This is a genomic window from Nocardia sp. GTS18 (genome assembly GCF_013839555.1).
Lineage (GTDB): Bacteria > Actinomycetota > Actinomycetes > Mycobacteriales > Mycobacteriaceae > Nocardia > Nocardia rosealba.
The window spans coordinates 140,110-165,669 of record NZ_JACBIU010000001.1 but is presented as its reverse complement, the minus strand read 5'-3'; the positions used below and the strand labels follow the sequence as shown (position 1 = coordinate 165,669).

General features: G+C 67.8%; 23 protein-coding genes. 1 reads left to right on the top strand and 22 read right to left on the bottom strand.

What is annotated here, in order from left to right; translation table 11 throughout:
- Positions 1–6: 6 nt before the first annotated feature.
- From HYG95_RS00780 to HYG95_RS00695, 18 genes are all read right to left on the bottom strand, one after another.
- Entirely contained in the window at positions 7–1,242 is a 1,236-nt protein-coding gene (locus tag HYG95_RS00780) for an acyl-CoA dehydrogenase family protein (protein ID WP_181696075.1), read from the bottom strand.
- Entirely contained in the window at positions 1,239–2,372 is a 1,134-nt protein-coding gene (locus HYG95_RS00775; RefSeq protein WP_181696074.1) for an acyl-CoA dehydrogenase family protein, read from the bottom strand. The genes HYG95_RS00780 and HYG95_RS00775 overlap by 4 nt, the downstream gene beginning before the upstream one ends.
- The gene (locus tag HYG95_RS00770) at positions 2,372–2,674 is read right to left on the bottom strand and encodes a DUF4286 family protein (RefSeq protein WP_181696073.1); all 303 of its coding nucleotides are present in this window, start codon (positions 2,672–2,674) and stop codon (positions 2,372–2,374) included. Before HYG95_RS00770 ends, HYG95_RS00775 begins: the two co-directional genes overlap by 1 nt.
- Positions 2,675–2,697: 23 nt before the next feature.
- Positions 2,698–3,954: an amidohydrolase family protein gene (locus tag HYG95_RS00765; RefSeq protein WP_181696072.1), complete on the bottom strand. Its 1,257-nt coding sequence runs from the start codon at positions 3,952–3,954 to the stop codon at positions 2,698–2,700.
- Positions 3,951–5,411 (bottom strand): FadD3 family acyl-CoA ligase, encoded by a 1,461-nt coding sequence (locus tag HYG95_RS00760; protein WP_181696071.1) that lies wholly within the window; start codon positions 5,409–5,411, stop codon positions 3,951–3,953. Before HYG95_RS00760 ends, HYG95_RS00765 begins: the two co-directional genes overlap by 4 nt.
- Positions 5,408–6,601 (bottom strand): amidohydrolase family protein, encoded by a 1,194-nt coding sequence (locus HYG95_RS00755; RefSeq protein ID WP_181696070.1) that lies wholly within the window; start codon positions 6,599–6,601, stop codon positions 5,408–5,410. Before HYG95_RS00755 ends, HYG95_RS00760 begins: the two co-directional genes overlap by 4 nt.
- 65 nt (positions 6,602–6,666) lie before the next feature.
- Positions 6,667–8,124 carry an aldehyde dehydrogenase family protein gene (locus HYG95_RS00750; RefSeq protein WP_181696069.1) on the bottom strand — a complete coding sequence of 486 codons (1,458 nt, stop codon included), beginning with the start codon at positions 8,122–8,124 and terminating at the stop codon, positions 6,667–6,669.
- A gap of 83 nt (positions 8,125–8,207) precedes the next feature.
- Complete coding sequence (locus HYG95_RS00745; protein ID WP_181696068.1) at positions 8,208–9,470, bottom strand: MlaD family protein; 1,263 nt, start codon at positions 9,468–9,470, stop codon at positions 8,208–8,210.
- Positions 9,467–10,555: an MlaD family protein gene (locus HYG95_RS00740; RefSeq protein ID WP_181696067.1), complete on the bottom strand. Its 1,089-nt coding sequence runs from the start codon at positions 10,553–10,555 to the stop codon at positions 9,467–9,469. Before HYG95_RS00740 ends, HYG95_RS00745 begins: the two co-directional genes overlap by 4 nt.
- A complete protein-coding gene (locus HYG95_RS00735) occupies positions 10,552–11,655 on the bottom strand; it encodes an MCE family protein (protein ID WP_181696066.1) in 1,104 nt (367 codons plus the stop codon). The genes HYG95_RS00740 and HYG95_RS00735 overlap by 4 nt, the downstream gene beginning before the upstream one ends.
- Positions 11,652–12,713 (bottom strand): MCE family protein, encoded by a 1,062-nt coding sequence (locus HYG95_RS00730; RefSeq protein WP_181696065.1) that lies wholly within the window; start codon positions 12,711–12,713, stop codon positions 11,652–11,654. The genes HYG95_RS00735 and HYG95_RS00730 overlap by 4 nt, the downstream gene beginning before the upstream one ends.
- A gap of 4 nt (positions 12,714–12,717) precedes the next feature.
- Positions 12,718–13,755: an MCE family protein gene (locus tag HYG95_RS00725; protein ID WP_181696064.1), complete on the bottom strand. Its 1,038-nt coding sequence runs from the start codon at positions 13,753–13,755 to the stop codon at positions 12,718–12,720.
- Positions 13,752–14,996, bottom strand: a complete 1,245-nt coding sequence (locus tag HYG95_RS00720) for an MlaD family protein (RefSeq protein WP_181696063.1) — start codon at positions 14,994–14,996, stop codon at positions 13,752–13,754. Before HYG95_RS00720 ends, HYG95_RS00725 begins: the two co-directional genes overlap by 4 nt.
- Positions 14,997–15,000: 4 nt before the next feature.
- Entirely contained in the window at positions 15,001–15,855 is an 855-nt protein-coding gene (locus HYG95_RS00715) for an ABC transporter permease (RefSeq protein WP_181696062.1), read from the bottom strand.
- The gene (locus tag HYG95_RS00710; protein ID WP_181696061.1) at positions 15,855–16,694 is read right to left on the bottom strand and encodes an ABC transporter permease; all 840 of its coding nucleotides are present in this window, start codon (positions 16,692–16,694) and stop codon (positions 15,855–15,857) included. Before HYG95_RS00710 ends, HYG95_RS00715 begins: the two co-directional genes overlap by 1 nt.
- A 28-nt stretch (positions 16,695–16,722) precedes the next feature.
- A complete protein-coding gene (locus tag HYG95_RS00705) occupies positions 16,723–18,411 on the bottom strand; it encodes a nitric oxide reductase activation protein NorD (protein ID WP_181696060.1) in 1,689 nt (562 codons plus the stop codon).
- Entirely contained in the window at positions 18,408–19,223 is an 816-nt protein-coding gene (locus HYG95_RS00700) for a CbbQ/NirQ/NorQ/GpvN family protein (RefSeq protein WP_181696059.1), read from the bottom strand. The genes HYG95_RS00705 and HYG95_RS00700 overlap by 4 nt, the downstream gene beginning before the upstream one ends.
- Before the next feature lies 1 nt (position 19,224).
- Entirely contained in the window at positions 19,225–20,349 is a 1,125-nt protein-coding gene (locus HYG95_RS00695; protein ID WP_225280341.1) for a spirocyclase AveC family protein, read from the bottom strand.
- Between the two features lie 164 nt (positions 20,350–20,513).
- On the opposite strand from HYG95_RS00695, the gene HYG95_RS00690 reads away from it, so the two are divergent.
- Positions 20,514–21,116 carry a TetR/AcrR family transcriptional regulator gene (locus HYG95_RS00690; RefSeq protein WP_181696057.1) on the top strand — a complete coding sequence of 201 codons (603 nt, stop codon included), beginning with the start codon at positions 20,514–20,516 and terminating at the stop codon, positions 21,114–21,116.
- An 11-nt stretch (positions 21,117–21,127) separates the two neighbouring features.
- Here HYG95_RS00690 and HYG95_RS00685 read toward each other — a convergent pair whose 3' ends face one another.
- From HYG95_RS00685 to HYG95_RS00670, 4 genes are read right to left on the bottom strand one after another with little or no spacing between them, the layout of a single operon-like run.
- Positions 21,128–22,651 carry an aldehyde dehydrogenase gene (locus tag HYG95_RS00685; RefSeq protein WP_181696056.1) on the bottom strand — a complete coding sequence of 508 codons (1,524 nt, stop codon included), beginning with the start codon at positions 22,649–22,651 and terminating at the stop codon, positions 21,128–21,130.
- A 45-nt stretch (positions 22,652–22,696) separates the two neighbouring features.
- Positions 22,697–23,941: an amidohydrolase family protein gene (locus HYG95_RS00680; protein ID WP_181696055.1), complete on the bottom strand. Its 1,245-nt coding sequence runs from the start codon at positions 23,939–23,941 to the stop codon at positions 22,697–22,699.
- Positions 23,938–24,273 (bottom strand): hypothetical protein, encoded by a 336-nt coding sequence (locus HYG95_RS00675; protein WP_181696054.1) that lies wholly within the window; start codon positions 24,271–24,273, stop codon positions 23,938–23,940. Before HYG95_RS00675 ends, HYG95_RS00680 begins: the two co-directional genes overlap by 4 nt.
- On the bottom strand, positions 24,270–25,541 hold the full coding sequence (locus HYG95_RS00670; protein ID WP_181696053.1) for an aromatic ring-hydroxylating dioxygenase subunit alpha: 1,272 nt from the start codon (positions 25,539–25,541) through the stop codon (positions 24,270–24,272). Before HYG95_RS00670 ends, HYG95_RS00675 begins: the two co-directional genes overlap by 4 nt.
- Positions 25,542–25,560: the final 19 nt, after the last annotated feature.

Genomic DNA, 25,560 nt, shown 5'->3' with positions numbered 1-25,560 from the left:
ACCGTGCTAGCGCCCTCGCTCGACCCGGTTGAACGGCACATCCCGATCGGGCGCCGCTTCGCGTGGCATCCCGAGCACCCGCTCGCTGATGATGTTGCGCGCCATCTCGGTACTGCCACCGGCCAGGCTCCAGGCCTGGCGCATCAGGTAGTCCTGCCCGGCCCGGCCGGAACCGTCCGGTCCGGTGGCGGCCCACGGACCGGCGACCCGCAGCGCCGTATCGGCTTGCAACCAGGAATTCTGGGCGCTGAACAGGCGAACGATGGAACCCGCGGCGGGCGGGAGGTCGCCGCTCGCGATGCCGCGGGTGATGCGGGCGATCAGCTGATCGTGCACCATGTTCATCGCCCGTGCCGCACCGATGTCCTCCCTGACCCGTGGATCGTCGAATTGCCCGGTCCGCCGGGCGATGTCGACCAGCGCGGACACGTCGCGTCCGCTGTGGGTCTGCGCTCCGCTGGCGTACGGTGACGCGCCACCGACCGCGCTTCGCTCGTGGAACAGCTGGCGGTTCGTCACCTCCCAGCCACCGTTCACCTCGCCGAGGACCGCGTCGCCGGGGAGGACCACGTCGTCGAGGAACTCCTGGCAGAACTCGCGTGATCCGTCGACCTGGGTGATCCGGCGGATGGTGATGCCCGGCGCGTGCACCGGCACCAGGAACATGGTGAGCCCCGCGTGTTTCGGTACGTCCCAGTCGGTACGTGCCAGGCACAGGGCGTAGTCGGCGGCGTAGGCTCCCGAACTCCAGATCTTGGCGCCGTTGAGCACCCAGTTCTCGCCTCTGCGCTCGGCGCGGGTGGTGAGCCCGGCCAGATCCGACCCGCCGCGCGGCTCGGACAGGAACTGTACGAGCAGTTCCTCGCCACGCAGGACCGCCGGGAGGTGATCGCGCTTCTGCGCTTCGGTGCCCCGATCCAGAATCGTCGCCGCGCAGATCGTGAGCGTCGGAATGTTCAGTGCCAGTGGCATTTCGAAGCCGCGTGACTCCTCCGAGAAGGCGCGCTGATGTTCGGGGGTGAGCCCGAGTCCGCCGTATTGCCTCGGGAAGCAGATGCCGGCGAAGCCGCCGTCGTACAGAATTCGCTGCAGCTGTCGTGCGCGCGACCAGGACGCCTCGGACTTACCGCTCTCGCCGGCGGGTTCGGGTGGGGCGGGTGGGAGAATGGCCCGCAGCCAGCGGCGCGCGCGGTCGCGGAAATCGTCGACGGGTTCGAGGTCGGCGGTGTTCGGCGCGGTCATGCGACCTTCCTGTCCAGGAGCGCGGCCAGGCGGCGGCGATGTTCCTCCGGCGTCCCGTACATGGCTCGCCCCGTCGTGACGCGGCGCAGGTAGAGGTGCAGGTCGTGCTCCCAGGTCACCCCGATGCCGCCGTGGATCTGCACGCACTCCTGTACCAGCTCCGGGGTGACTCCGCCGACGAAGGACTTCGCGACTCCGACGGCCTCGGCGGTGGCCGTCGGGTCGGTTCCGAAGGTGTTCGCCGCCGCCCACACGGTGGCCTGACACGCCTCCAGTGCGGTCTTGCTGTCGGCGGCGCGATGTTTGAGCGCCTGGTAGGACGCCAGCGGACGGCCGAAGGTGTAGCGGTCGAACATCCACCCGACGGTCAGTCCGAAGGCGTGCTCGGCCGCACCGGTCGACTCGGCCGCGGTGAGTACGGCGGCGACGTGCTCCTGGGCCTCGAGCGCGCTGCGGACCGCGCGCGGGTGGGACTGGACCACCGCGTCCGGCCCGACGAGCACCTCGTCGAATTCGACTGTCGCCGTGCGCCGGACGAGGTCCAATGTCCACATCGGTGTCACGGTGACCCCTGGTGTGTCGGCGGGAATCACGACCTGCACCGGCCCGTCCGGGCCAAGGGCGGGCACCAGGAACACCTCGGCCTGATCGCCGCACTCGACCCGGTCCTTCACGCCGGTGACCCGGAAGCCGTCGCCCACGGGCACCGCGACGGTCCGCTCCGGTGCCTCGGCGAAGCCGCGTCCCGGTTCGTAATACGCCCAGGCAGCGACAGTTTCACCGCTGAGAATCGCCGTGACGAGCTCGGCGAAACGGTCCCGTTCGCCGGCCAGTCCCGCGAGCACGGCGCTCGTGGTGACGAGCGGACCCGGGGCGCAGGCGCGGCCGAACTCCACCGCGAGCAGGGCCAGATCGGCCATCGGTGCGGACGAGACCGACCCGCCGCCCAGTTCCTCGGGAACCAGCGGCGCGGTCCAGCCGAGCTCGGCGCCCCGCCGCCACCACTCGCGGTCGAATCCCACCCCCGCCGTGGCGAGGCCGCGCACGACGTCGAGCGGAACGGACGCGGCGAGGAACTCGCGCGTGGTGGCGGCGAACAACCGCTGGTCGGCGGTGAGCGCGTAATCCATCAATGGGATTCCCAGACGGTCACTTTCGTGGCCGTCGGATCGATGGCGGGGCTGAGCCGGATGCGGCCGTCGGCGGAACGCGCCTTGATCTCCCCGAGTACCGCGCCGACATCACCGTCGACGACGTAATCGGCGAGATAGGCGAACTCCGGCGCCTGGCCGCCGACCCCCTCGGCGCGCAATCGGGTACACGAGGTGACCCCGGGGATGGCAAGCATGTCCGGGATGTGGACTTCGTCGTACCAAGTGTTGTATTCGGCGTCCATACCCTCGCGGGGGCTGGAGAAGACGATGAGATGCATGAGTTTCCTTCTGGTTCGGGTGATCAGCCTGCGTGCTGGGCGGCGTAGCGGCGCGCCCATTCCTCGCGGGGCCGGATGGTCAGGTCGACATCGCGTGCCGTGTTCCGCAGTGCCTCGACCGTGGCCTCGGCCCGGGGAATATGGGCGAAGGGATCCCAGTCCAGGAACCGGCAGGCGTTCTGCCACGTGATCTTGTGGATATCGCTGTCGTCGGCGCCCGCCGCGACGAGTTCCTCCAGCACGTACTCGGGAGCGTCGGGGAACAGCGAGTCCGAATGCGGGTAGTCGCATTCCCAGGCGATGATGTCGATGCCGATCCGGTGCCGCATTTCCAGCGAATGCCGGTCGGTGACATAGCAGGCCATCACGTGCTCGCGGAACACATCGCTGGGCAGGCGGCCACCGAAGTCGCGGCGCAGCCACTTCTGGTTGGTGTAGTGGCGGTCGGAACGATCGAGGTAGAAGGGGATCCAGCCGATTCCGCCCTCGGACAGCGCGACTTTCAGCCCGGGGTAACCGCGCAGCGCGGGCCCCCACAGCAGATCCTGCACGGCGATTTGGGACACCGTCGGCGCGAGGCACATCAGATTGTCGATCGGCGCGTTCGGTGCCAGTCGCAGCGCACCGAAACCCTGCCCGATGTGCAGGTTCATCACCAACCCGGTGTCGGCGAGCGCCGCCCACACCGGCGCCCAGTACTCACCGTCGTGATAGGAGGGCAGCCCGTCGACATGCGGCAGCTCCGGCATCGTGACACCGCGGCACCCCTTGGTGGCGACCCGGGTGATCTCGGCGACGGCCAGCTGCGGATCCCACAGCGGCAGAATCGCGTTCGGGATGAACCGGCCGGGATAGGTGGCACACCATTCGTCGATGTGCCAGTCGTTGTACGCCGAGATCACCGCGATGGTGATCTCGTCCTTGAACTGGCTCAGGTGTCCCGCGCTGAATCCGGCGAAGGTCGGAAAGCACATCGAGGACAGGATGCCGTTGGCGTTCATGTCCTCCACCCGGCGGTGGATGTCGTACACCCCCGGGCGCATCTCGGCGTAGCGGGCCGGGTTCTTGTCCCATTCCTCCTTCGGCCAGCCGACCACGGCGTTGAGGCCGGTGACACCCACCGGCTTGTCCCGGTAGACCCACTGATCGACGCCCTGACCGTTGGTGATCAGTTTCGGGATGTATTCGGCGTACTTGCTCGGGGTGTGCCGGGCGAACATGTCGGCCGGTTCGACCACGTGGTCGTCGATGCTGACCAGGATCATGTCGGAGAAGTTCATGAGGGGTTCCTCGAAGTCGAAGGAAACGATTGGCGGAGTTGGTCTTTCATGACCTTGCCGGTGGCGTTGAGCGGCAGCTCGTCGAGGAAGCACACGGATCTCGGTGCCTTGTAGCCGGCCATCCGGTCGCGGGCCCACGACACCAGCTCCGCCTCCGACACCGGTCCCTTGCGCACGACGAAGGCCCGGCCGACCTGTCCGAGCCGGCCGTCGGGAACGCCGACGACCGCGACCTGGGCCACCGCCGGATGCTCGAGCAGAAAGGCCTCGATCTCGGCGGGATAGGCGTTGAAGCCGCCGACGATGAACATGTCCTTCTTGCGCCCGATGATCCGAAGCCGCCCGTCGGAGTCGAGACTGCCGAGATCGCCGGTGTGCAACCAGCCCTGCGCGTCGATCGCCTCGGCGGTGGCGTCGGGATCGTCGAAGTAACCCTGCATCACCGAGTACCCGCGGACCAGTACCTCGTCGTCGGCGGCGATGCGGATCTCCACGCCGTCGCACGGGGTGCCGACCGTGGTGGCGATCTGCTCGAAGGTGTCGCCGGGCCGGGAGGCGGTCGCGGTGCCGGCCTCGGTGAGCCCGTAACCGGTCATGATCGACCGGAACGGTAGTTCGGTCTTGATCCGCCGGATGAGTTCGACCGGGATGTCGGCCGCCCCGGTCACCGCCGCCCGCAGCGACGACAAGTCGCGGGTGGGCGGTGCGTCGAGCAGCGCGTGATAGAGGGTCGGTGGGCCGGGCAGCATCGTCACCCGCTCTCGCTCGACGAGTTCGAGCACACGATCGATGTCGAACACGGGCACCGGCAGCACGGTCGCGCCCCGGATGAGCGAGCTGATCAGCCCCGCCTTGTACCCGAAGGTGTGGAAGAACGGGTTGACGATCAGATACCGGTCGCCTTCGCGCAGGTCGGCCAGATCGCACCACTCCGCGTACAGGCGCAGGGTCTGGCGGTGATTCATCATCACGCCCTTGGGCCTGCCGGTGGTGCCGGAGGTGTAGATGATGTCGGCGATCTCGCTGCCGCTCATCGTCTGTTCGAAAGGTTTTCCGCTGGACAGGAAATCGGACTTCAGGTCGATCACCGGCACACCGTCGGGTGCGGTGTGGTGCGTGCCGAGGAAGCCCTGCTGCACCAGCAGCAGCCGTGCGCCGCTGCGCCGCACCACGTCGGCGGCTTCCTCGGCCTTGAACCGGGTGTTGATCGGGACGAGCACGCCACCGGCGGTGACCAGCCCGAACGCGGCAACGATCCACTCGGCGGAATTGGGCGCCCAGATCGCCACCCGGTCGCCCTTGCCGACGCCGGCCGCCGCGAACGCGCCCGCGGCGACCCGCACCCGATCGGCGAGTTCGGCGAAACTCAACCGCAGTGACCCGTCCACGATCGCTTCGGCATCCCCGAAGCGATCGGCGGCGCTGCGGACCAGCTGCGGAATGGTCTGCCAGGTCATACCTTCAGCAGCCTCGCGAGATTGCCTCCCATGATCTTGGCCTGATGCTCGAGGTTCATGTCCTTGATCTCGTGGATGTAGCGCGCGGGCTCGGCCAGGCCCTCCGGGTGCGGGTAGTCGGAGCCGAACAGCACGTTGTCCACGCCCATGAGATCGGCGATCGCGCCGAGATCCTCCTCCCAGAACGGGCTGACGAAGATGCCGCGCTTGACCGCCCCCACCGGGTCCTGATGGCCGAAGCCCTCCGGCGCCTTCTTGGCCACGTCGGCCAGGTTCTCGAGCAGCGGTGCCAGCCACGACGCGCCGTTCTCGATGACGGCCACCTTGAGTTCGGGGAAGCGGAACAGCGCACCGTGACACACCCAGGAGGCCACCGCGTCCTGGATGGGGCGCCACTCGGTGGTCATCCGGAAGGTGTTGGTCTGGAACGGCAGCATCTCCAGACTCGAGCCCTCCCACTCGGCGTTGTGCCGGGAGTAGCCGCTGTCGGAGGAGTGCATGGTGACCAGCACGTCGTGCTCGACCACCCGCCGCCAGAACGGGTCGAACTCCGGCATGGCGAACGAGCGCGGCCCGCGCAGGCCGGGGACCGGCGCGGGGCGGACCAGAATGGCCTTGGCGCCGTGTTCGACACACCAGTCGAGTTCCTCGATGGCCTTCTCGACGATCGGCAGGCTCACCACGGGAACGGTGAAGATGCGGTCCTTGTAGACGAAATTGCCGTCCTCGCCCCAGGTTTCGAGCAGCCAGCGGTTCAGCGAGTGGACCACCGCGTGGATGAGATCGGGGTGGTGGCGCATGCGCTCCTCGACGAGGCTGGCCAGCGTGGGGAACATCAGCGAGCGGTTCAGCTGGAGCTCGTTCATGAGTTCCAGGCGCGCGCCCGGCTCGCGGAACGCCGGAATCGAGCGCATGGCCTTGCCGAAGATCTCCCGGCGGCTCTTGCCCTCCGGGTTGCCGTTCTTGAAGTAGTCCTCCATCGCGCCGGGCCGGGCGACCACCTCGAAGGTGGGATTGGGGATGTACTCGCTGATCTGGCCGAGCACCGCGATCTTGGTCCGGCCGTTGATCTCGACGTATTGGATGGTCCCCTCGTACTCCTTGGGGAGGTACCTGGTGAGAGCGTCCTTGGTCTCGTAGAGGTGGTTGTCCGCGTCGAACAACTGATACGGCAGGTCCAGCTGCGTCATGAGAGCCTCCTTAGTGATTGATGAGAATCATATTCTCGCAATGGGTGCATGGCAATGTCCCGCTCTCACATCTGGGCCCAGACCGTCTTGGTCTGCAGGTACGCGTCGAGGCCCGCCTTGCCCGCTTCGTGTCCCCAGCCGGACTGCTTGTAGCCGCCGAAGGGCATGGAGTGGTCGAACACGAGCTGGCAGTTCAGCGAGACGGTTCCGGCCTGCAGTTGCTTGGCCAGGCGATGCGCGCGTCCCAGGTCCTTGGTCCATACGGTGGCGGCCAAGCCGTAGGTGCTGTCGTTGGCCATCGCGACGGCCTCTTCCTCGGTGTCGAACGGCAGCACCGTGACGATCGGCCCGAAGATCTCTTCGCGGTAGAGGCGGCTGGTCGCCGGGTCGACCTCGGTGACGACGGTGGGGTGCACGAAGTAGCCGGTGCGGTCGAGACGCTCACCGCCGGTGACGAATTCGATGCCGTCGGACCTGCCCTGCTCGACGTAACCGAGTACGCGCGTGAGCTGCTTGGCGCTGATCAGCGGGCCGACCATGGTGCCCTCTTCCTTGGGCCCGCCCAGCTTCATGTTGTCGGCCAGCGTGGCCATGCCCGCGACCACTTTCTCGTAGGCGCCGCGCTGGACGAAGACGCGGGAACCGCACACGCAGGCCTGGCCCGAGTGGGTGAAGGAGCCGAAACCGGCCATCATGATCGCCATGTCGAGGTCGGCGTCGTCGAAGATCAGCACCGGTGACTTGCCGCCGAGTTCGAGGGTGATCTTGTTGAGATTGCTTGCCGCCGAGGCCTGCACGATGGCCCGGCCCACCTCGGTCGACCCGGTGAAGGCGACCTTGTCCACGTCCGGGTGCGCCGTGATGGCCGCGCCGGTGGTGTGGCCGTAGCCGTTGATGAGGTTGACCACGCCGTCGGGCACCCCCGCTTCGGTGAGGAGGCGGTCGAGAACCAGTGCCGACAGCGGTGTCTCCTCGGCGGGTTTGACCACGCTGCTGCAGCCGGCGGCCAGGGCGGGCGCGACCTTGGCGCAGTAGTTGAACACCGGCCCGTTCCACGGGAAGATCAGCCCCACAACGTCATAGGGCTCCTTGAGGGTGTAGGCGTGCTGGTGCGACTCCACGCCGACGAGCCCGCCGGCGTTCACATCGTGGGAGATGCCGTCGATCTTGGTGCACCAGCCCGCGTAGTAGCGGAACCATTCCGCGCCGACGGCGACGATGGTGGCGGCCTGGTTCTGAGGGATGCCTGCGTTGAGGGATTCGAGATCGGCCAGGACGCCGGTGTTCTCCTCGATGAGATCGGCGACGCGCCACAGGATCTTGGCCTTTTCGCTGCCCGCGAGGTTCTTCCAGATGCCGGACTGCGACGCGGCCTTCGCCCGTGCCACGGCGGCGTCGACGGCATCGGTTCCGCCGTCGGTGAATTCGGTGAGCTGTTCCTCGGTGGCGGGATCGATGACCGGGATCACGTCACCGGTGCCGGGCCGGTTGCGGATCTCGTCGAGCACGTTCTGTACGGACATCATGTTCTCCTATAGTGGAAATGGAATTCTCGCAAGCGTATGCGGACGGCGATCGAGGTGTCCAGAGTTGTGCGGGGTGGTTGTCAGCGTGGGCCGGGCGTGAAGCTGCCGCCGTAGGGAGTGGGGACGGTCAGCGGCCCGGTCGGTGCGGGCGTGGCGGTTTGCAGAGGATCGGCGGGCGGGGGTTGCCGAACGGGGTCGTCGGCAGGGCGTGGCGCGTTGCGGGCGCCGCGCGGCAGGAGGGTGGGGTCCGGGTCGGTGCAGTCCGCGTTGACATACGGCTGCGCGTAATCGGGCAACGACCCTGGGCGCCGCGGCACGTCGTAGTCGCAGGCGTAGCGCGGGTAGATGCTGGCCAGGGCCCACACACCGCCGTCGTGGAACGCCGAGGCGACGGCGTCGAGCGCCGATCCCGCACGCTGGGTGGGGAAGAAGAATTCGTTGAGCGCGGGGATCCGGGAGTAGGCCACCTGGGAGACGGTGACGAGATTGCCGAGCAAGGCGACCATGGTCGGCGAGTTCTCGGCCAGCACCGCATCGAGCTCGGTGAGCAGCGGCGGTGTCTGCGCGAGCAGCCGCTCGTAGCCACCCGTCATCGCGGCCGTGCCGCCGAGGACGGCCGCGAGATTCGCCGATGTCGAGCGCAGCGTGCCGCGCCCGTCGTGCAGGGCGGTGAGTACTACGCGGCTGTTGCGCAACAGGTTCACGGTGTTCGGCAACACGGTGTCGAGGGTGGACACGAGGAAGGTGCCGCCGTCGATGATCTGCGCCAGTTTGTCGGGGCCCGCGCTGCTCACCCCCAGCTCCCGCGAGATCGTCGCGAGCCGTTCGGGATCGATCTGGGCGAGGGTGCCGCTGAGACTTTGCAGCATGTCCGCCATCGGAACCGGGGTGGAGGTGCGGTCGAGCGTGACCACCGACCCCTCGGCCAGGTACGGCCCGGCTTCGGTGTCGGGCACGAAATCCAGGTACTGCTCGCCCGCCGCCGACAGGGCCGCGGCGCGGACCCGCCCGGTCGCCGGGATCCGGACGCCGTCGTCGATGGCGGCGACGGCGACCACCTTCTCGTCGACCACCCGCACCGAATCGACCCGACCCACCCGCACACCGCGCAGAGTCACCTCCTGGCCGGGCAACAGCCCACCGGACTGCGCGAGTTCGACACGGACCCGATAGGGGCGCGCGAACGGTTCGATGCCGAAGGTCGAGATCAGCAGGTGCGAACAGGCGCCGGCCAGGACGGCGAGCAGCCCGAGCAACGACACCGCCGACCGGTGACGGTGGGCCACCCGGACGAACCCGACGAGCAGGCGCGCGGGTGCTTCGGCGGGGCCGTGCCCGGTCATCGCGGCACTCCGACCAGGCGGCCGCCGAGCCGGGCGATCATATGCTGGAGCGAACCGACGAAGGCGGTCCAGTCGGTGATGTCGGGTGCCCGGCCACCGGCTCCGCCCGGGCTCGCCGGGTCGGGGACGGCCAGCTGGGCGATGTCCACCGCGACATGGCCGTTGGGGCCGCTGATCATCTTGAGAACGATCTTGATCATGTCGTTGACCGCGTTCAGGTCGGCCTGCGGATTGGTTGCCGCCGCATTGAGCCCGGCCGCCAGGGTGTTGATATTGGCGGCCATGCTGGTCTCGTTGGTGCCACGCACGCTGGGGAACCGGGCCAGCTGGGTGGTGATCGTGTGCACGCGATCCACCAGGGCGACCAGCGCGTCGGTGTTCTCGGCGAGGACTTCGACGGCGGGCCCGGCCGCGGCGACGGCGTCGGCGAGGGCCGCCTGCTCGGCGGCCACCGTCCCGGTGAGCTCGGCGGCGGAGCCGAGAACACCGTTGATCTGATCGGTTCGCTGGGTGAGGGTGCCGAGCAGGGCGCGCGTTTCGTCGAGTAGGGCCGCGAGCCGGTCGCCGCGCCCGCCGACGTACTCGCTGAGCGCGGCCACCACGGTGGTCAGGTACCCGACGGTGCCGCCGTTCACCAGAAGTGCTGCGCGCGAGAGCATTTCCTCGATCGTCGAGGCCGCCGTGGTCGACTCCGGCCCGATCGCCGCGCCGTCGGCGAGTACGGCGGCGCCGGGCTCGATCACCGGCGGCGGCTTCATCGCGACGAAGACATCGCCCATCGGCGTGCCCGACCGCAACTGCGCCGACGTGCCGACCGGCAGTCGCACGGCCGCCGTGATGCGCAGTGTCACCACGGCGGTGTAGTCGCGGGCCGCCATCGACTCGACCCGGCCGATCTCGGCGCCGTTGAGCGTCACCTTCGCCTGCGCGGGCAGATTCAGCGCGTTGGTGAAGGTGGCCGTGAGGGTGTAGGTGTCGCCGCCGAGACCCGGTGCGGGCAGCGGCAATCGATCCAGGCCCGTCGCGCAGCCGGTGCAGGCGACCGTGATCGCGGTGAGCAGGCCCGGCAGTATCCGGCGCGTCATCGGCCGCTCTTTTCGGCGATGCCCGACAGGATGGCGGTGATGCCGAAGTCGGGGCCCATATCGCGCAGGGTTCCGGTGGCGCAGCCCAGGCTCTGCAACTGTAGTAGATTGCAGATCTCCTTGACCATCTGGCCGTCGAGCAGTATCCGGTTGACGTCCACTCCGGCCCGCAGGGCGCGCACATTCGGGTCGACGGAGTTGTAGGCGTTGTCGACGACCATCGGGAACACGTCGAGGAACTGGGCGAGGTTGTAGTCGTAGGCGGCCAGGGAACCGGTCAGGGTGTTCGCATTGCCGACGAGCCCGGAGATCGTTCCCCTGTGCCGCTGCAGCAGCCCGGTGACCTGTGTGACGATCCTGTTCACCGCCGCTCCGGTGTCACCGGTCCCCAGCTGTTGACCGGCCAGGAAGTCGCTGAGTTGTGCCACCGCACCGCCGAATTCGCGCAGCGTCCGGTCGTTGCGCGCCGCGGCGGCGGTCAGTTCGTCGAGCTGGGTGACCACGGTCGTGATCGCGTCGCGGGTGGCGGTTCCGTTGTCTTCGCCCAACCGCAGTGCGCGGGAGAGCTCGTCGAGGGCCGCGCGCATGTCCGCGCCGTTGCCCTCGGTGGCGGCCGCACCCAGGTCGATCAGGTCGGCGACCGGACCGGCGCCGGTGCCGTCACCACCCAGCGAGGTCGACAACTGCTGTGCCATCGAGAGCAGCGCGTCGAACTCGACCGGTGACTTCGTGTGCGCCTGGTCGAGTACCGCGCCGGGCGGGAGGATCGGGCCGCCCCGGTACACGGGGGTGAGTTCGATGTGGCGATCGGTGAGCAGCGAATCCGAGATCGTCACCGCCTGCACGTCGGCGGGCAGCGCGATCGCGCTGTCGACGCTCATCTCGACTTCGACCTCGGTACCGCGCGCCTCGATCCGCACGATCCGGCCGACCCGCATACCGAGCACCGAGACGGCATTGCCCACGTAGAGGCCGTTGGCGTTGGCGAAATGGGCGGTGAGGGTTGTGGTGTCCGCGCCTGCCCCAGAGGAGCAGCCGGCGAGGCAGGCGGCGGTCAGGGTGACCACGGCCAGTTTCAGGGTGGACAGCAGCGCATTCATCGGCAGTCCTCGAGGTAGGGCGCCCGGCCGGCCTCGACGGCGAGGGCGCTCAGCGCGCACATCCACGAGTCGACGAAAGCGCCGTCGGGCGCGTTGGCGGTGAGTTCGGCTCCCGTGCCGGTCGCGTTGGCGAACATGCGCCACGGCACCGGGAGGATTTCCAGGATGTTGCGCAGCAGCTCGTCGTGGCCCGCGATCATCGCGGTCATGTCGTGCAAGTCGGTCAGCAACTGCTCGATCTCCGCGTGCTCACCGACCACGATCGGTTCGAGTCGCTCGACCAGCCGGGTCGTCGCGGCCAGCAGGCTGCGCAGCGCGTCTTGGCGGGCCAGGATCTGCTGGAGCACCGCCCCACCGCGGGTGACCACCGCCGCGAGTTCGGCCTGCTGGTCGCGGATCACCGTGCCGACCTGCTCGGTACTGGTCAGCAGGGTGCCGATCTGGTCGCGTCGGGTCGCGATGACGTTCGACAGCGAGCGGATATCACGCAGGATGCCCGGCACCAGCGACGGCACGCCTTCCAACCCGCGCGACAGCGATGTCATCGATTCGGCGATCTGGTCGGCGTCGAGCTGATCGAAGGTGGTCGTCGCGTCCTGCAGCGCGGTCTCGAGGTCGTAGGGCACAGCGGTGCGCGACAACGGAATCCGGTCGTCGGCCAACCCGCCGACGCCGGTGGAGCGCAGTTCGACATAGCGGGAGCCGAGCAGGGTGGTCAGTTTGATCGCGGCCGAGGTATCGGCGCCGAGGGCGATGTCCTCCTCGATCGTCAAGACCACCTCGACGTGGTCACCCGCCAGCCGGGTCGCGGTCACAGTGCCGACCGGGATGCCCGCCCAGGTCACCGGGTCACCGGGGGCTATCCCCGCGGCCTGTGCGAAATCGGCCGACACCGTGCGCGATCCGAGATGCAGCGAATTGACCACCACGAGGACGATCAGCACCAGCACCATCGAAAGGACGGCGACGAGACCGGTCCCCAGCGAGGAATCGGCGTGCCGGTCCGCGCGTGCGGGGACCGGGAACAGGCGGGTGAACGCGCGAAACGGTTTGTTCATGGTCCTACCTACAGATCGCGGAATGCTGGGGCCGACCAGTCGGCGAAGTGCCGCCGAGAATCTGGGCGATCAACGGATCCAGGCCGGGGATGATGCTGAAACCGATATCGCAGACGTAGGCGTTGACGAACGCACCCGCGTCGGTGGCCCGGATCATGGCCTGGAACAGCGACGGCAGATTGAAACCGAGAAACGCGAAACGCTCTCTGCCGTCCACGAAATGACTGGCGAAGCCGGGTTCACGGTTCATGAACTCCGTGAGCGAGGGTCCCGCGCCGTCGACGACAGCGGCGGCATCGGCGACCACGGTCGAGATCTGCGCGGTCTGGTCCAGCAGGGTGTCGCGGCGGGTTTCGAGTGCCTCGAAGATCTTGCGGGTCTGGGCGATGGTCGTCCGCAGTCCGCCGGTCTGCCCGGCGAGGGCGCTCACCACCGCCGAGAGGTTGTCGATGAGGGCGCCGAGCACCTGGTCGGGTCCGGCGAAGGTCTGCACCAGCGTCGCGGTCTCGGTGATCAGCGCGGCGACCGCGCCGTCGTCGCCTTGGAGCGCGCGGATCAGGGCGGCGGTCAGGTTGTCGACGTCGTGGGGGTCGAGCGCGCTGAACAGTGGCTGGAAACCGTTGAGCAGACCCGACAGATCGAAGGACGGTTCGGTGCGCTCGAGCGGGATGCGCGCGCCGGGTGCCAGGGGAGCGGCCTCACCTTCCTCGCCCCGCGAGAGGCCGAGATAACGCTGCCCGATCAGGTTCTGGTAGATCACCGAGGCGATGGTGTCGTCGTACACCGTGTGCTCGCGTTGCAGCCGGAAACCCACCACCGCGTGCGGTCCGTCGATGTCGATCGAGTCGACCCGCCCCACCTGTACGCCGGCGACGCGCACGTCGTCACCGACCCGCAGCCCCGAAACATCGCTGAACACAGCGGAATACGCGTGGGTGTCGCCGGGGACATCGCGTTGCAGCGTCACCCGGACCATCCAGGTCAGCAGGGCGGCGACGAGCAGGAATGCGGTCAGGCCGACGAGATCGCGTCTGTGTTTCACCGTGGTTCTCCAGCTGGTGGGGCAGGGACGAGCAAACCGAAGAGGTCGGCCAGGTCGACGGCTTCCGTCGGCAGACCGAGGCTTTCGGCGATGATCGCGCGCTGGTCGAGGACGGTCACCGGCTGATCGGCGGCACCGATCACCGGCGGACCCGCGGCGGGTCCGTTCGCACAGCTCGCACCGGCCAGATCGCCGTAGCGGGGACAGTCGGTGCGGGTGTACTGCTTGTGCGGGGTGAGTTCGACGATCACCTTGGCGGTGCCGCTCTGGGTGTCGGGCTGCCAGAAGTCGTGTGCGAACACGGTCGCGATCCGGGTCTGCGAGGTGGTCATCTGCACGAAATTGCCGCTGCCCGCGGCGAGGACCGCCAGGACCGGGCCCAGCCTCGAATTCAGGTCGATGATCGAATCGGTTCGGTTGTTCAGCGCGGTGCCGACCTTCTCGCCGGTGGCGACGCCCGCGGTGAGCAGTTCGGTGAGCCGGGCTCGCTGCTCGGCCACGGTGCGCAACGGCACGACCGCATTGTGCAGTGCGGCAAGCAGATCGGGCGCGGCGTCACGGAGGCCGTGCACGGCCTCGGTCAGTCCGGTGAGCAAGGATGTGGTGTCGTCCCCGCCCGACGCCTCGGCCCGGTAGGCCCGCACGATCCGTTCGAGCTGGGTGGCGGCCGCCGCCGCGTCGGCGCCACGACCTCGGGTCGCGCGCTCGAGCGTCTCCAGAATCCCGACGGTCGGGTCGGATTCGGGACGGCCGACCGCGTCGGCGATGCGGCTCAGCGCGGTGAGTGAGGTCTGCAGCTGCACGCTCGCCCGGCTGCGGTCCTCGGGAATCGACGCACCCGGCGTCAGCGGGGTACCCGGGCCGTTGTCGATGAGCTGCACCGACGGCACGGCGAAGACATTGCTCGGGACGACGCGCGCGGTCACCGTCGAGGGGATACCCGCCGCGTGTTCGGGCAGCAGCTCGATGCGAATCCTGTTGGGCGCTCCGCGATCCGCGGGCTCCACCGCGCGCACGGTGCCGACCAGTACGCCCCGGTACTTGACGTCGGATCGTTGCGGCAAGCCGTCGCCCACGTCGACGAGCATCGCGGTGACCTCGACGGTTTCGGTGAACGCGCCCTCGGATCGGGCGATCATCGCCCCGATGGTCGCGACGACCACGCTCAGCGCGGCCACTCCGCGCACGAACAGGCCCGCGTTGCTCAGGTGCCGGTCGTCGGATTCGAACACTATCGTCATCGCGCTACCCACTGATCCGCGAGCCGGCGTCGAAACCCCACAGGGCCAACGTCATCAACAGATTCACCGAGATCATCACCGTGATGCTCGCGCGCATCGCCCGCCCGGCCGCGACCCCGACGCCCTGGGGGCCGCCCCGGGCGTAATAGCCGAAATAACACTGGATGGTGGTGGTGATGGTGACGAACACGACGGCCTTCAGGAGCGAATACACGACATCGGTGCCGCTGAGCACCAGATCGAAATAGTGGGCGTACGTGCCGAACGACTGACCGCCGACGATTCCGACGAACAGTTCGACGGCCAGGTAGTCGGCGGCCAGCGCGGCGAGGAACAACGGGATCACCGCGACGATCGAGGCGATCAGCCGCGTCGAGACCAGGAAGGGCACCGGGCGGATCGCGATCGCGTCGAGGGCGTCGATCTCCTCGGCGATCCGCATGGCACCCAGCTGGGCGGTGAACCGGCAACCGGCCTGTGCGGCGAAGGCGATCGAGGCCATGATCGGGGCGAGCTCACGCGTCGCGGCGGTCGCCGCGATCATCCCGGTCGCCGGCTCCATGCCGAGCAGCTTCAGCGCGTTGAAACCCTCGATTCCGACGATGCCGCCCGCGGCGGCGCCGAGGATGATCATCACCCCCGCCGTCCCGCCGCCGACGATGAGTGAGCCGTTGCCCCAGGTCACATCGGACAGGATGCGCAGCGATTCGCGACTGTAGTGCCGCAGCGCGATCGGGATCGAGAGCACCGCCCGCACGAAGAACGTGACCATGTGCCCGAACTGGATGACGACGCGCCACGGTCCCGACAGCACGAGCAGCACGGTCCGGACACCCGGTGGGCGGTAGACGCTGGCCATTACAGTGTCGTCCTCGGGAACAGCATCGTGTAGAGCTGGGTGAAGCCCAGGTTGACGACCATCAGCGCGACGATCGAGGCGACCACGGCGGCGTTCACCGAGTTCGCCACCCCACCCGGCCCACCACGGGTGTTGAGGCCCTTCTCGCACGCGATGACGACGACGATCACCCCGAACACCGCGGCCTTGACCATCGCCAGATACAGGTCACCGGCGGTCGCGAACGAGGAGAAGGTCTCCATGTAGCTGCCCGGTGTGCCGTCCTGGACATAGACGTTGAACAGATAGCCGGCCAGGAAGCCGACGAAACAGCTCACGGCGGTGAGCGCCATCGCGATGATGATCCCGGCGGCCAGCCGCGGCACCACGAGCCTGCGTAGTACCGACACCCCCATCACTTCCATCGCGTCGATCTCTTCGCGGATCTTGCGTGAACCCAGGTCGGCGCACAGTGCCGAACCGACGGCCGCCGCCAGCAGGATGGCGGTCACCAGGGGAGCCGACTGCCGGATGACGGCCAGGCCGCTGGCGGCCCCGGCCAGTGCGGTGGCACCGACTTGCCCTGCGAGCAGGCCGAATTGGATGGACAGCGTGGCACTGATCGGCAGGGCAACGGCCACGGTCGGGAGCAGGGAGGTCTTCACCATGAACATCGCCTGCCCGACGAACTCGTCGAACGGGAACCGCCGGGTGGCGATGTCGGTGACGAGATGGCGAAACGCCCGCCTGCCGAGCTCGACCTGTCTGCCGACCGTCCGCAGCGAGGCGATCGGGTGGCGCCGGGTGTAGTCCTTGGACCAGTCCTTGATCTCGGCGACCGCGGATGCGCTGGGTTCCATGGCAAGCCCCTCTCTTTCCGGTGTCGCGCTATCGCGGGACGGGCGCGGCGAGTTCCCGAAGCGAGGACAGGAACAGCTCGTCCATGCGAGGACTCAATTCGCTCAGCGTCGCCGCCCCGGCATGGCCTGCCGTACCGAAGACTCGTTCGAGGGCGTCGGGGGACGTGGTCGACCCGATCGACAAGCACAGGCAGGCGACGCCGTCGGCCCGCAACTCCTCGAGCGCCTTGGCGGCATCGGCCTCGGCGTAGTGCCCCTCGTACCCGTCGTCGTAGGGGCATCCGTCCGACAGCACGATCAGCAGCCGGTTCTGTGTCCCCGCCTCGTTCTTCAGGATTTCTCCCGCGCCGCGAATCCCGGCACCGAGGCGCGTGTAGTTCGCGGGCTGGAGCTGATTGAGCCGGGCCCGGCCGACGGCGCCGAAGCGCTGATCGAAGGTCTTGATCGCGGGCAGATGCACCGCGTGCCTGCCCTCGGACCGGAAGGCGTACACCGCGACCCGGTCACCGAGCTCCTCGAGCGTGGCGGCCAGGGTGGCCGCCGCGCGTCGCTGGTGTTCGTGCACCGACAGGCCCGCCTGGTCGGCGTCGGTCGACGAGCCGGAGGCGTCGAGCAGGATCAGCACACCGAGGTTGCGGTCCAGCTTGCGGTGCTCGAGGTAGACGTGTTCCGGTCGCGAATAGCCCGAGCGCAGGTCGACGAACAGATCGATGAGCGCCTCGAGATCGAGCTCGTCGCCGTCGGCCCGCCCGCGCAACACCTTCGGCCCCAGGCCGACGCGAGCCAGCCGGCGCCGGAGCACATCGTCCTCCGGCACTCGTGCGGCCGCGATGTCGGCGGGGACGGTGAGCGGGAATTCGATCACCCGGCACCATTGCGGCTTGTACCGGTTGCCGAACACATCCCACTCCGGGTGCAGTGCCCCACCGATTCCGGCTGCGGCACCGGGTGTTTCGGCATCGGTGAACCTGATCGGGGTGGGCAGCGGGCGGGCATGCGGTCCGGCCGTGCGTGCCCGGCGAACCGCGCTCACCGGTGTCTCGGTGCCCGCGGCCCCGTCGCCGTCGGAACGCGAATTGCCCATGGTCTTGCGGAAGAAGTCCATCACCGATTTGCCGCTGAACAGTGGATTCTCGAACAGCTTCAGGATCTTGCTCTCCTCGGACTTCTCCACGCTGTCCTCGACCTCGTCGTCGGCGTCCGGGAGGGCACCGAGGTCGAATTCCAGGCGCAGCTCGCGGTCGGCGGCCCGGGCACCGGGCCCGGGATCGACCGATACGAGCCGGGAGGGTTTGATCGTGCCGAACCACGTCGGTGGATCAGTCACCGCGCCTTTGCCTTTGGCCGCGGCCAGTGAATCCGCGGCGCTCGCGGTCGGTGGCCGGCCGTCGAGTTCGAGGGTGGCCGCCAGCGGAACACGGGGGGCGAGGTCGGCGAGCACGCGATGACCTTCGAGGGACAGGTACCGGTGCGCCGTAGAGGGCCGTCCCCGCAGCGACTTCACCAGTGCCGGATCGAGGCTCCCGGCGCCGAGCAGCGCGGCCTGGACGAGTACTTCGTGGCGCTGCTCACCGTCGCGGGACACGTAGATGATCCGGCCGTCCGTGAACGGGGATCCCCCGGCGGGCAGCTCGGCGATATCCACCGACCTGCCCGCCAGATAGGTGGCGAGCAGCCGGAACCGGGCGGGCCCGCGCGGATCGTCGTCGCCGGTCATGACGGCGGAAGGACGGCGTCGACGAGTTCACCGAGCGCACTGATGATGTCGGCGTCGTCGGACAGGGCCTGCACCACGGCCGACTGCACGGCACCGCGCAGGTCGAGCCCGCCCGCGACGAGCCCACCGGCGAGGATCAGCATCCGGGTGGAGGACACCTCACGCAGCGGTGAGTTGTCCAGATTCCTGATGGCGGTGCCGAGCGCGACCAGGGCCCGCGCCGTCTCGGCGTCGACGCCTGCCTCGTGCGCCACCACCTCCCGCTCGATCTCGGGTGGTGGGAATCCGAGTTCGATGGCGACGAACCGCTGCCGGGTCGACTCCTTGAGGTTCTTCAGAACGCTCTGGTAGCCGGGGTTGTAGGAGATCACCAGCTGGAATCCCGGTGCCGCCCGCAGGGTTTGGCCGAGCCGGTCGACGGGGAGTTCGCGACGGTGGTCGGCGAGGGGGTGGATCACCACGGTCGTGTCCTGGCGCGCCTCGACCACTTCGTCGAGGTAGAAGATCGCGCCCGTGCGCACCGCCCGCGTCAAAGGGCCGTCCACCCAGACGGTTTCGCCGCCTTTGAGCAGGAAGCGGCCGACCAGATCGGCGGAGGTCATGTCCTCGTGGCCGGCCACCGTGACGAGCTCGCGGCCGAGTTCGGCGGCCATCGTCTCCACGAACCGGGTCTTGCCACATCCGGTCGGGCCCTTGAGCAGCAGCGGCAGACCACCCGCGGCCGCCGCACGGAACACCTCGACCTCATTGCCGACAGAGCGATAGAACGGTACCTGCGGAACGTCGAGCACAGCGCTGGGTCGACTGGTCATCTCATTTTCCTTTGTCGGTATCGGCGAAGGGCACGATCTTCGGGAGTTCGGCGCCTTCGGGCAGGACGAGCCGGCCGCTGGAATCGATGTATCCGCTGTTGCGGAACGGAACCGGAAGATCGGGGTGCGGGCAGAGCCGGTCGGTGCCGTCGCCGCAGATGCCCATGTTGAAGTAGGACCGCTTCTGGATGTCCTCGGGCCACGGATCGGTATGCAGCGCGAAGAACTGCGCGGGAATGTTGTAGCAGACGAAGAAGAAGGTGCTCACCGCCGCGAAAATCGCGAGGAATCGGATGAACTGCTGTTTCACGAAACCGCCCTGGATCTGGTCCAGGCCGCGTTCGACGAATGTGCGGCCACGATCGTCGGTGAAGTAGCGCAGGGCGCACAGGCCCGCCTGCACACCACCCCACATGAGGCCCTCGTACAACGGCCACTGGTAATAGGTGCCGGCATTGATCGACCAGTCCTGCAATGCGCCGGGATAGGTGAAAAGACCCATCGGCATCAGGAAAAGGCCCTCGATGACGAGATCGAAGAAGAATGTCCACACGATCAGGACACCGATCAGTCCGCCCGTATTTATGCCGGGGAAGCGCTGTTTGGTCTTACGCATCACCCAGCAGCCGAGAATGGTGCACAGCAGCACGCCGTACGAATATCCCGGTGCGTTCATCAGGATCGGTTCGGCCATCATCGCGCCGGGTTCGCCATAGGATTGCCAGCCCGGTACGTCCTGCACCCACGAGCCCATGTTGAACATCCAGGTGTTGTACGTACTCCACGTATTGAAGTAGTTCAGCAGGGGATCCTGGAAGAACATGAGGCCACAGGCCACCAGGAGCATGCCGTCGAGCGTTATCCGCCGCTCCCGCCGCCAGGGCCGGACGATGAAGAAATAGATGCCCACCGGTAGCCCCAGCAGGATGACGCCGGTCCAAACGCTGAGAATCACCTTCATGAAGGTGGGCGGGTCGCTCGGTCCGGTGGGGACCCGCTCGAAATTTGGGCCGGTGATCCAGCGCAGCCACACATAGATCTGGAGCGCGAGAATAGCGCCGCCGAGGGTGGCCCAGATCTTGACTGCTTTGCTTGTCGACTGAATTTTCGCGCCGAGGGTGGCCACATTGCCGAGTGGCTCGGTGACGGTGGTTCCCTTTTTCGGCGCCGACGGTCCGCTCACGGCGCACCTCCTGATTTTGAATTGTGAGGAATCTCTACGAATGGAAATATACCAGTCGGGATCTGAGATTCCGAGGAGTTTCTGAGATTCGTGGCATACTCGCTGGCATGGCTGAGCGTTGGACCAGAGAGCGGAGACTCGAGCACACCAGGGGCCTGCTCCTGGATGCCGCCCAAGAGGTATTCGCCGAAAAGGGTTTCGCGGCGGCGACACTCGACGACATCGCCCATGCCGCCGGCTACACCAAGGGCGCGATCTACAAGCACTTCGCCACCAAGGAAGAGCTCTTCCTCGAGGTGAACGACCGGTACATGCAGCGCTACTTCGACACTTTCACCGAGGTGCTCGCCGCGGCGTCGAACTTGGGGCCCGAGGAGCTGGACCGGGTGGGGGAGCTGTGGCGCAGGCTCGGCGCCGACCGGGGTACCGAACACGCCGCGCTCGGTATGGAGTTCACCCTGTACCTGTTGCGCAACCCGGACGTGCGTGAGCGGGTGGCCGCCCGGCAGGAAGAAACCGTGGAAGCGTTGGGGCGCTTCATCATCGAGAATCTCGAACGCATCGGCGCGACCTCGCTGATCCCACCGATGACGATGGCGCGGGTCCTCATCCATACGACACCCTCGGTGGTGCTCGGCACCAAGCTCGACGGCGTCGATCTCTACGGCCCGATTCTCGAGATGTACATGTCGGCGATCAAGCTGCCGTGACATCCGGGCGCTCATGACCGGTCGACCCGCTGCGGTCGGCTCGTCGTCGGCGCTGCGGTAACAGGTTGTGGCACGGCGGAATTCGCTGCTGCGGGGCGGATCGACATTGACATCGTGTCGAGGTAGCCCGCGAGCCCCTCGGTACCGAATTCGCGGCCGATCCCGCTGTTCTTCATGCCGCCGAACGGTGCGACGGGGTCCATGCTGTAGGGCTCGTTGATGCCGAGGGTGCCCGTGCGCACCCGGCGCGCCACCGCCGTCGCGCGTTCGATGTCGGGGGACCAGACCGATCCCGACAGCCCGTACTCGCTGTCGTTGGCAAGCGCCACGGCATGCTCGTCGTCGGTGTAGGCGATCAGGCTCAGGACGGGACCGAAGATCTCCTCCCGGGCGATCCGCATGCTGTTGTCCACGCCCGCGAACAGCGTCGGCCGGATGTACCAACCACGGTCGATACCGTCGGGCAGTCCGGTGCCGCCGACGAGCAGCCGGGCACCGCTGCGCAGCCCCAGGTCGATATAGGCGCGGACGCGCTGCTGCTGACGCTGCGAGACCATCGGCCCGACACGGGTCGCGGGATCGAACGGGTCACCGACACAGAGGTTTTCGACTTCGGCCACCAGCGCGTCGGCGAACTCGGTCGCCCGATGCACGGGAACCAGGATCCGGGTCTGGGCGACACAGGCCTGTCCACCGTTCATCAGACCGGCGACCATCATGCCGGTGGCGACGGCCGCCGGGTCGGCGTCGTCGAGCACGACCGCGGCGGATTTACCGCCCAGTTCCAGGCTGACCCGCCGCAGCGCAGCCCCACACACCTGGGCCACCTGCCTACCGGCGGGAGTGGAACCGGTGAACGAGACCTTGTCCACGCCCGGGTGCGCGACCAGATGGCGGCCCACCTCGCGGCCGCCGGGCAGAATGCTGACCACTCCCGGTGGCAGCCCGACCTGATCGAGCAGTTCGGCCATGTGCCGGGCGTCTAGCGGCGTCTCCGGCGACGGTTTGAGTACCACCGTGCAGCCGGCCAGCAGGGCCGGGATCAGCTTCGCGACGGTCAGGAACATCGGCATGTTCCAGGGAATGATCGCGGCGACGACACCCACCGGCTCGTGGCGGACCACCACGTCGCGGCCGAGGAATCCGGTTCTGGTCTCCTGCCAGCGGTAGCCCGCCGCGGTGTCGGCGAAGGCCCGCATCATGACGCCGGGCAGCCTCGCGTGTGCCGAGCGGGCGAAGGTGATCGGCGCGCCCATCTCGGCCGTGATGAGTTGCGCCAGTTCCTCTTCCCGCGCACGGTAGGCCTCGGCCAGGCGCCGGACCAGCGCCACTCGCTGCGCCGGGGCCAGCCGCGGCCACGGTCCGGTGTCGAACGCGCGGCGGGCGGCCGCGACCGCACGGTCGATATCGGCCTGCGCCGGGTCGGCGACGCGGGCGATCACCTGCTCGGTGTGCGGTGAGATCACCTCGATGGTCGCGCCGGTCGACGGGCGTACCCATTCCCCGCCGATGTAGAGCTGGTGACGTGGCGACATTGCTACCTCGATCCCTCGGGCGGTGAAGTGTTGTGAGCGAACGGCTTACGGCTTCTTGTGGATGCGGCCGTCCTTCATCACGAACCGCACGTCGTCGAGAACGGTGATGTCGGCGGTGGGATCACGCGGCACGGCGATGATGTCGGCGAGCAGGCCCGGCGCGAGCCGGCCGCGGTCGTCGACACCGATCAGTTCGGCACTGGTGACGGTGGCCGCGCGCAGCGCCTGGGCCGGTGTCATGCCGCGATCGACCAGTGCCCAGAGCTCCTTCGCGTTCTGTCCGTGTGGCACGGCGGGTGCGTCGGTTCCGCAGGCGATCCGCACGCCGGCTCGGATCGCCTTGCGCAAGGTCTCTCGTGCCCGGGGAAAGACCTCGGCGGCCTTCTTCCGCAGTGCGGGAGCGGCTTTGGACACATCCAGGCCTTCGGACAGGTAGCTGGTGGGTACCAGGTAGGTGCCCTGCTCGACCATCAGCGCGAGGGTGTCGTCCTCGGCCAGCGACCCGTGCTCGATGCAGTCGACCCCGGCGCGCAGACAGGCGCGGATACCGGCGTCGCCGTGCGCGTGTGCGGCGACACGCACCCCCGCGCGGTGCGCCTCGTCGACGATCGCGGCCAGTTCCTCGTCGGAGTACTGCTGGGCGCCGGCGACGGTGCCGTGCGACATCACCCCACCCGAGGCGGAGATCTTGATGACCTCGGCGCCGTATTTGATCTGGTAGCGCACCGATTCGCGGACCTGCGGCACACCGTTGGCGCGGCCCTCCTCGACGGTGATCGGCATGATGTGCGGGGCGAGCCGCTGGAACATGGTCGGGTCGAGATGGCCGCCGGTCGGGGTGATGGCATGCCCGGCCGACACGATGCGCGGGCCCTCCAGCCAGCCCTGTTCGATGGCGCGGTGCAGGTCCACATCGAGCAGGTAGCCACCGGTCTTCACCATCAGGCCGAGGTTGCGGACCGTGGTGAATCCCGCGTGCAGGGTGACGCGGGCGTTCACCGAGGCGCGCAGGGTCCGGTACACCGGGTCGTCCTGCACGCCGTGCATCGGATTCGGCAACCCCGACGGATTGTCGGGCCCGCCGATGAGCAGGTTGACCTCCATGTCCATCAGACCGGGCAGCAGCGTGAGGGCACCGAGATCGATGACCTGCGCGTCGACGGGGATCTCGGCCGGATCGACGGCGGCGATCCGGTTGCCGTCGACGACGATCACCGCGGGTGTGTGCCGCTGCCCGGTCTCGACGTCGACCCACGCCGCGGCCCGCAGGACGACGCGTGACCCGCTCATAGGCTCGGCTCGAGGACGCAGGTGAGCGACGCGGCCCCGGTGTCGGGAATGCGCGGCTGGCGCCACACCTCGACGGGGAAGGACACCTGAACCATCGAATACAGCAGGTACATCAGGTTTTTCGCGTCCTCGGGCAGCTCGTCGAGCGCGAACTTGTCGCAGTAGGTGAGTGCGTCCTCGGCTCGCGCGGTGATCGCGTCGTAGAAGCGCTGCATCTCGGCCATGGTGGAGTTCAGCCGCCGGTCGTAGCGCTCGGTCTCGGTGGCGAGACACCACACTGCGGCGTACGGCTCGAGGTCGGCGAATTCGGTGGGCAGCAACTGTTCGCTCATCGCGGTGCCTCCGTGCGCTCGCGCTGGTAGTCCTCGACCCAGTCGGCGGCGACCTTGTGCAGGTGCCGCAGCAGGATCTCCTGGTCGTTGAGCTGGAAGGTGCGCACCGCACGCGATTCCAGCATCAGCTGCGTCGCCTCGAGGGTCGAGGAATCCTGCAATCCGTATTCCTTGAAGGTGACCGCGGCCATTTCGTGGGCGACCCGATCACGCGGGGTACGCGCGGGCGTGAAGTACAGATTTCCCTCGAAGATGTGTGTGTTGTGCGAGGTCGGCCAGTACTGGTAGGTGAGATACCAGCCGCCGGACCAGATGAGAATGGTGAAATTCGGCCACAATTGGAAGGAATCGAGCCCCCAGGGTTCGCAGCCGGCGGGATTGAGACCGGCGGGCATCGGCCCGAGGTCGGGAACATCCCACGGACCGAAAAGACCGCTGCGGGTGATGTCTTCCATCGGTTTGCGCATCGTCGGATCGAGTTCCCAGGTGACCACACCGGACGTGCTGACCAACCGGTGCGGACCGTCGAGCTGATAGTGCGGTGCCTCGAATCCGGCCTGCTGCGCGGCGACGGAGAAGTTGTCCGGCGTCTGTTTTCCGTGCAGCACCGGTGCGTGATAGAACTCCTGGAAAGCGTCGAGGTAGAGCTTCCAGTTCGCGCCGACCTCGGACCGGTAGGAATAGCGTTCGGTGAGCTTGTCGAACGGATAGCCCTCGAGTCCGGTCACCATCGGGCCGAGGAAATCCCGCAGCGTCTGCTGTGGTTCGGCGGCCAGGTTGACGAAGATGAAGCCGGCCCACACCTCGCAGTGCACGCGTGCGAGACCGAGTTCGTTCTTGTCGAGATCGAAGAATTCGCTTTCTTGCTGCACGAAGGTCAGCGCGCCGTCGAGCCCGTAGCGCCAGCCGTGGTACTTGCAGGTGAACTGGCGGCATGTCCCGGAGGTCTCCTCGCGGGGAAACTCGTTCCACACCAGCTTGTTTCCCCGGTGCCTGCAGATGTTGTGAAAGGCGTTGACCGCGCCGTCGCGGTCGCGGACCAGGATCACCGAGGTGTGCGCGGCGTGGATCTCGCGGGTGAAATAACTGCCGGTGCGTGGAAGTTGCTCGACGCGACCGACATTGAGCCAGGCACGCTTGAAGATCGCGTCCCGTTCGAGTTCGAAGAACTCGGCGGAGATCGAGTCTTCGTAGGACATCGGTGCGGTACCGAGTTCCGGGTAGTGCTGTGTCCAGCTACCCTCGGCGGGTTTGGGCCAACGAGGCATGACTACTCCTGACGTGCTG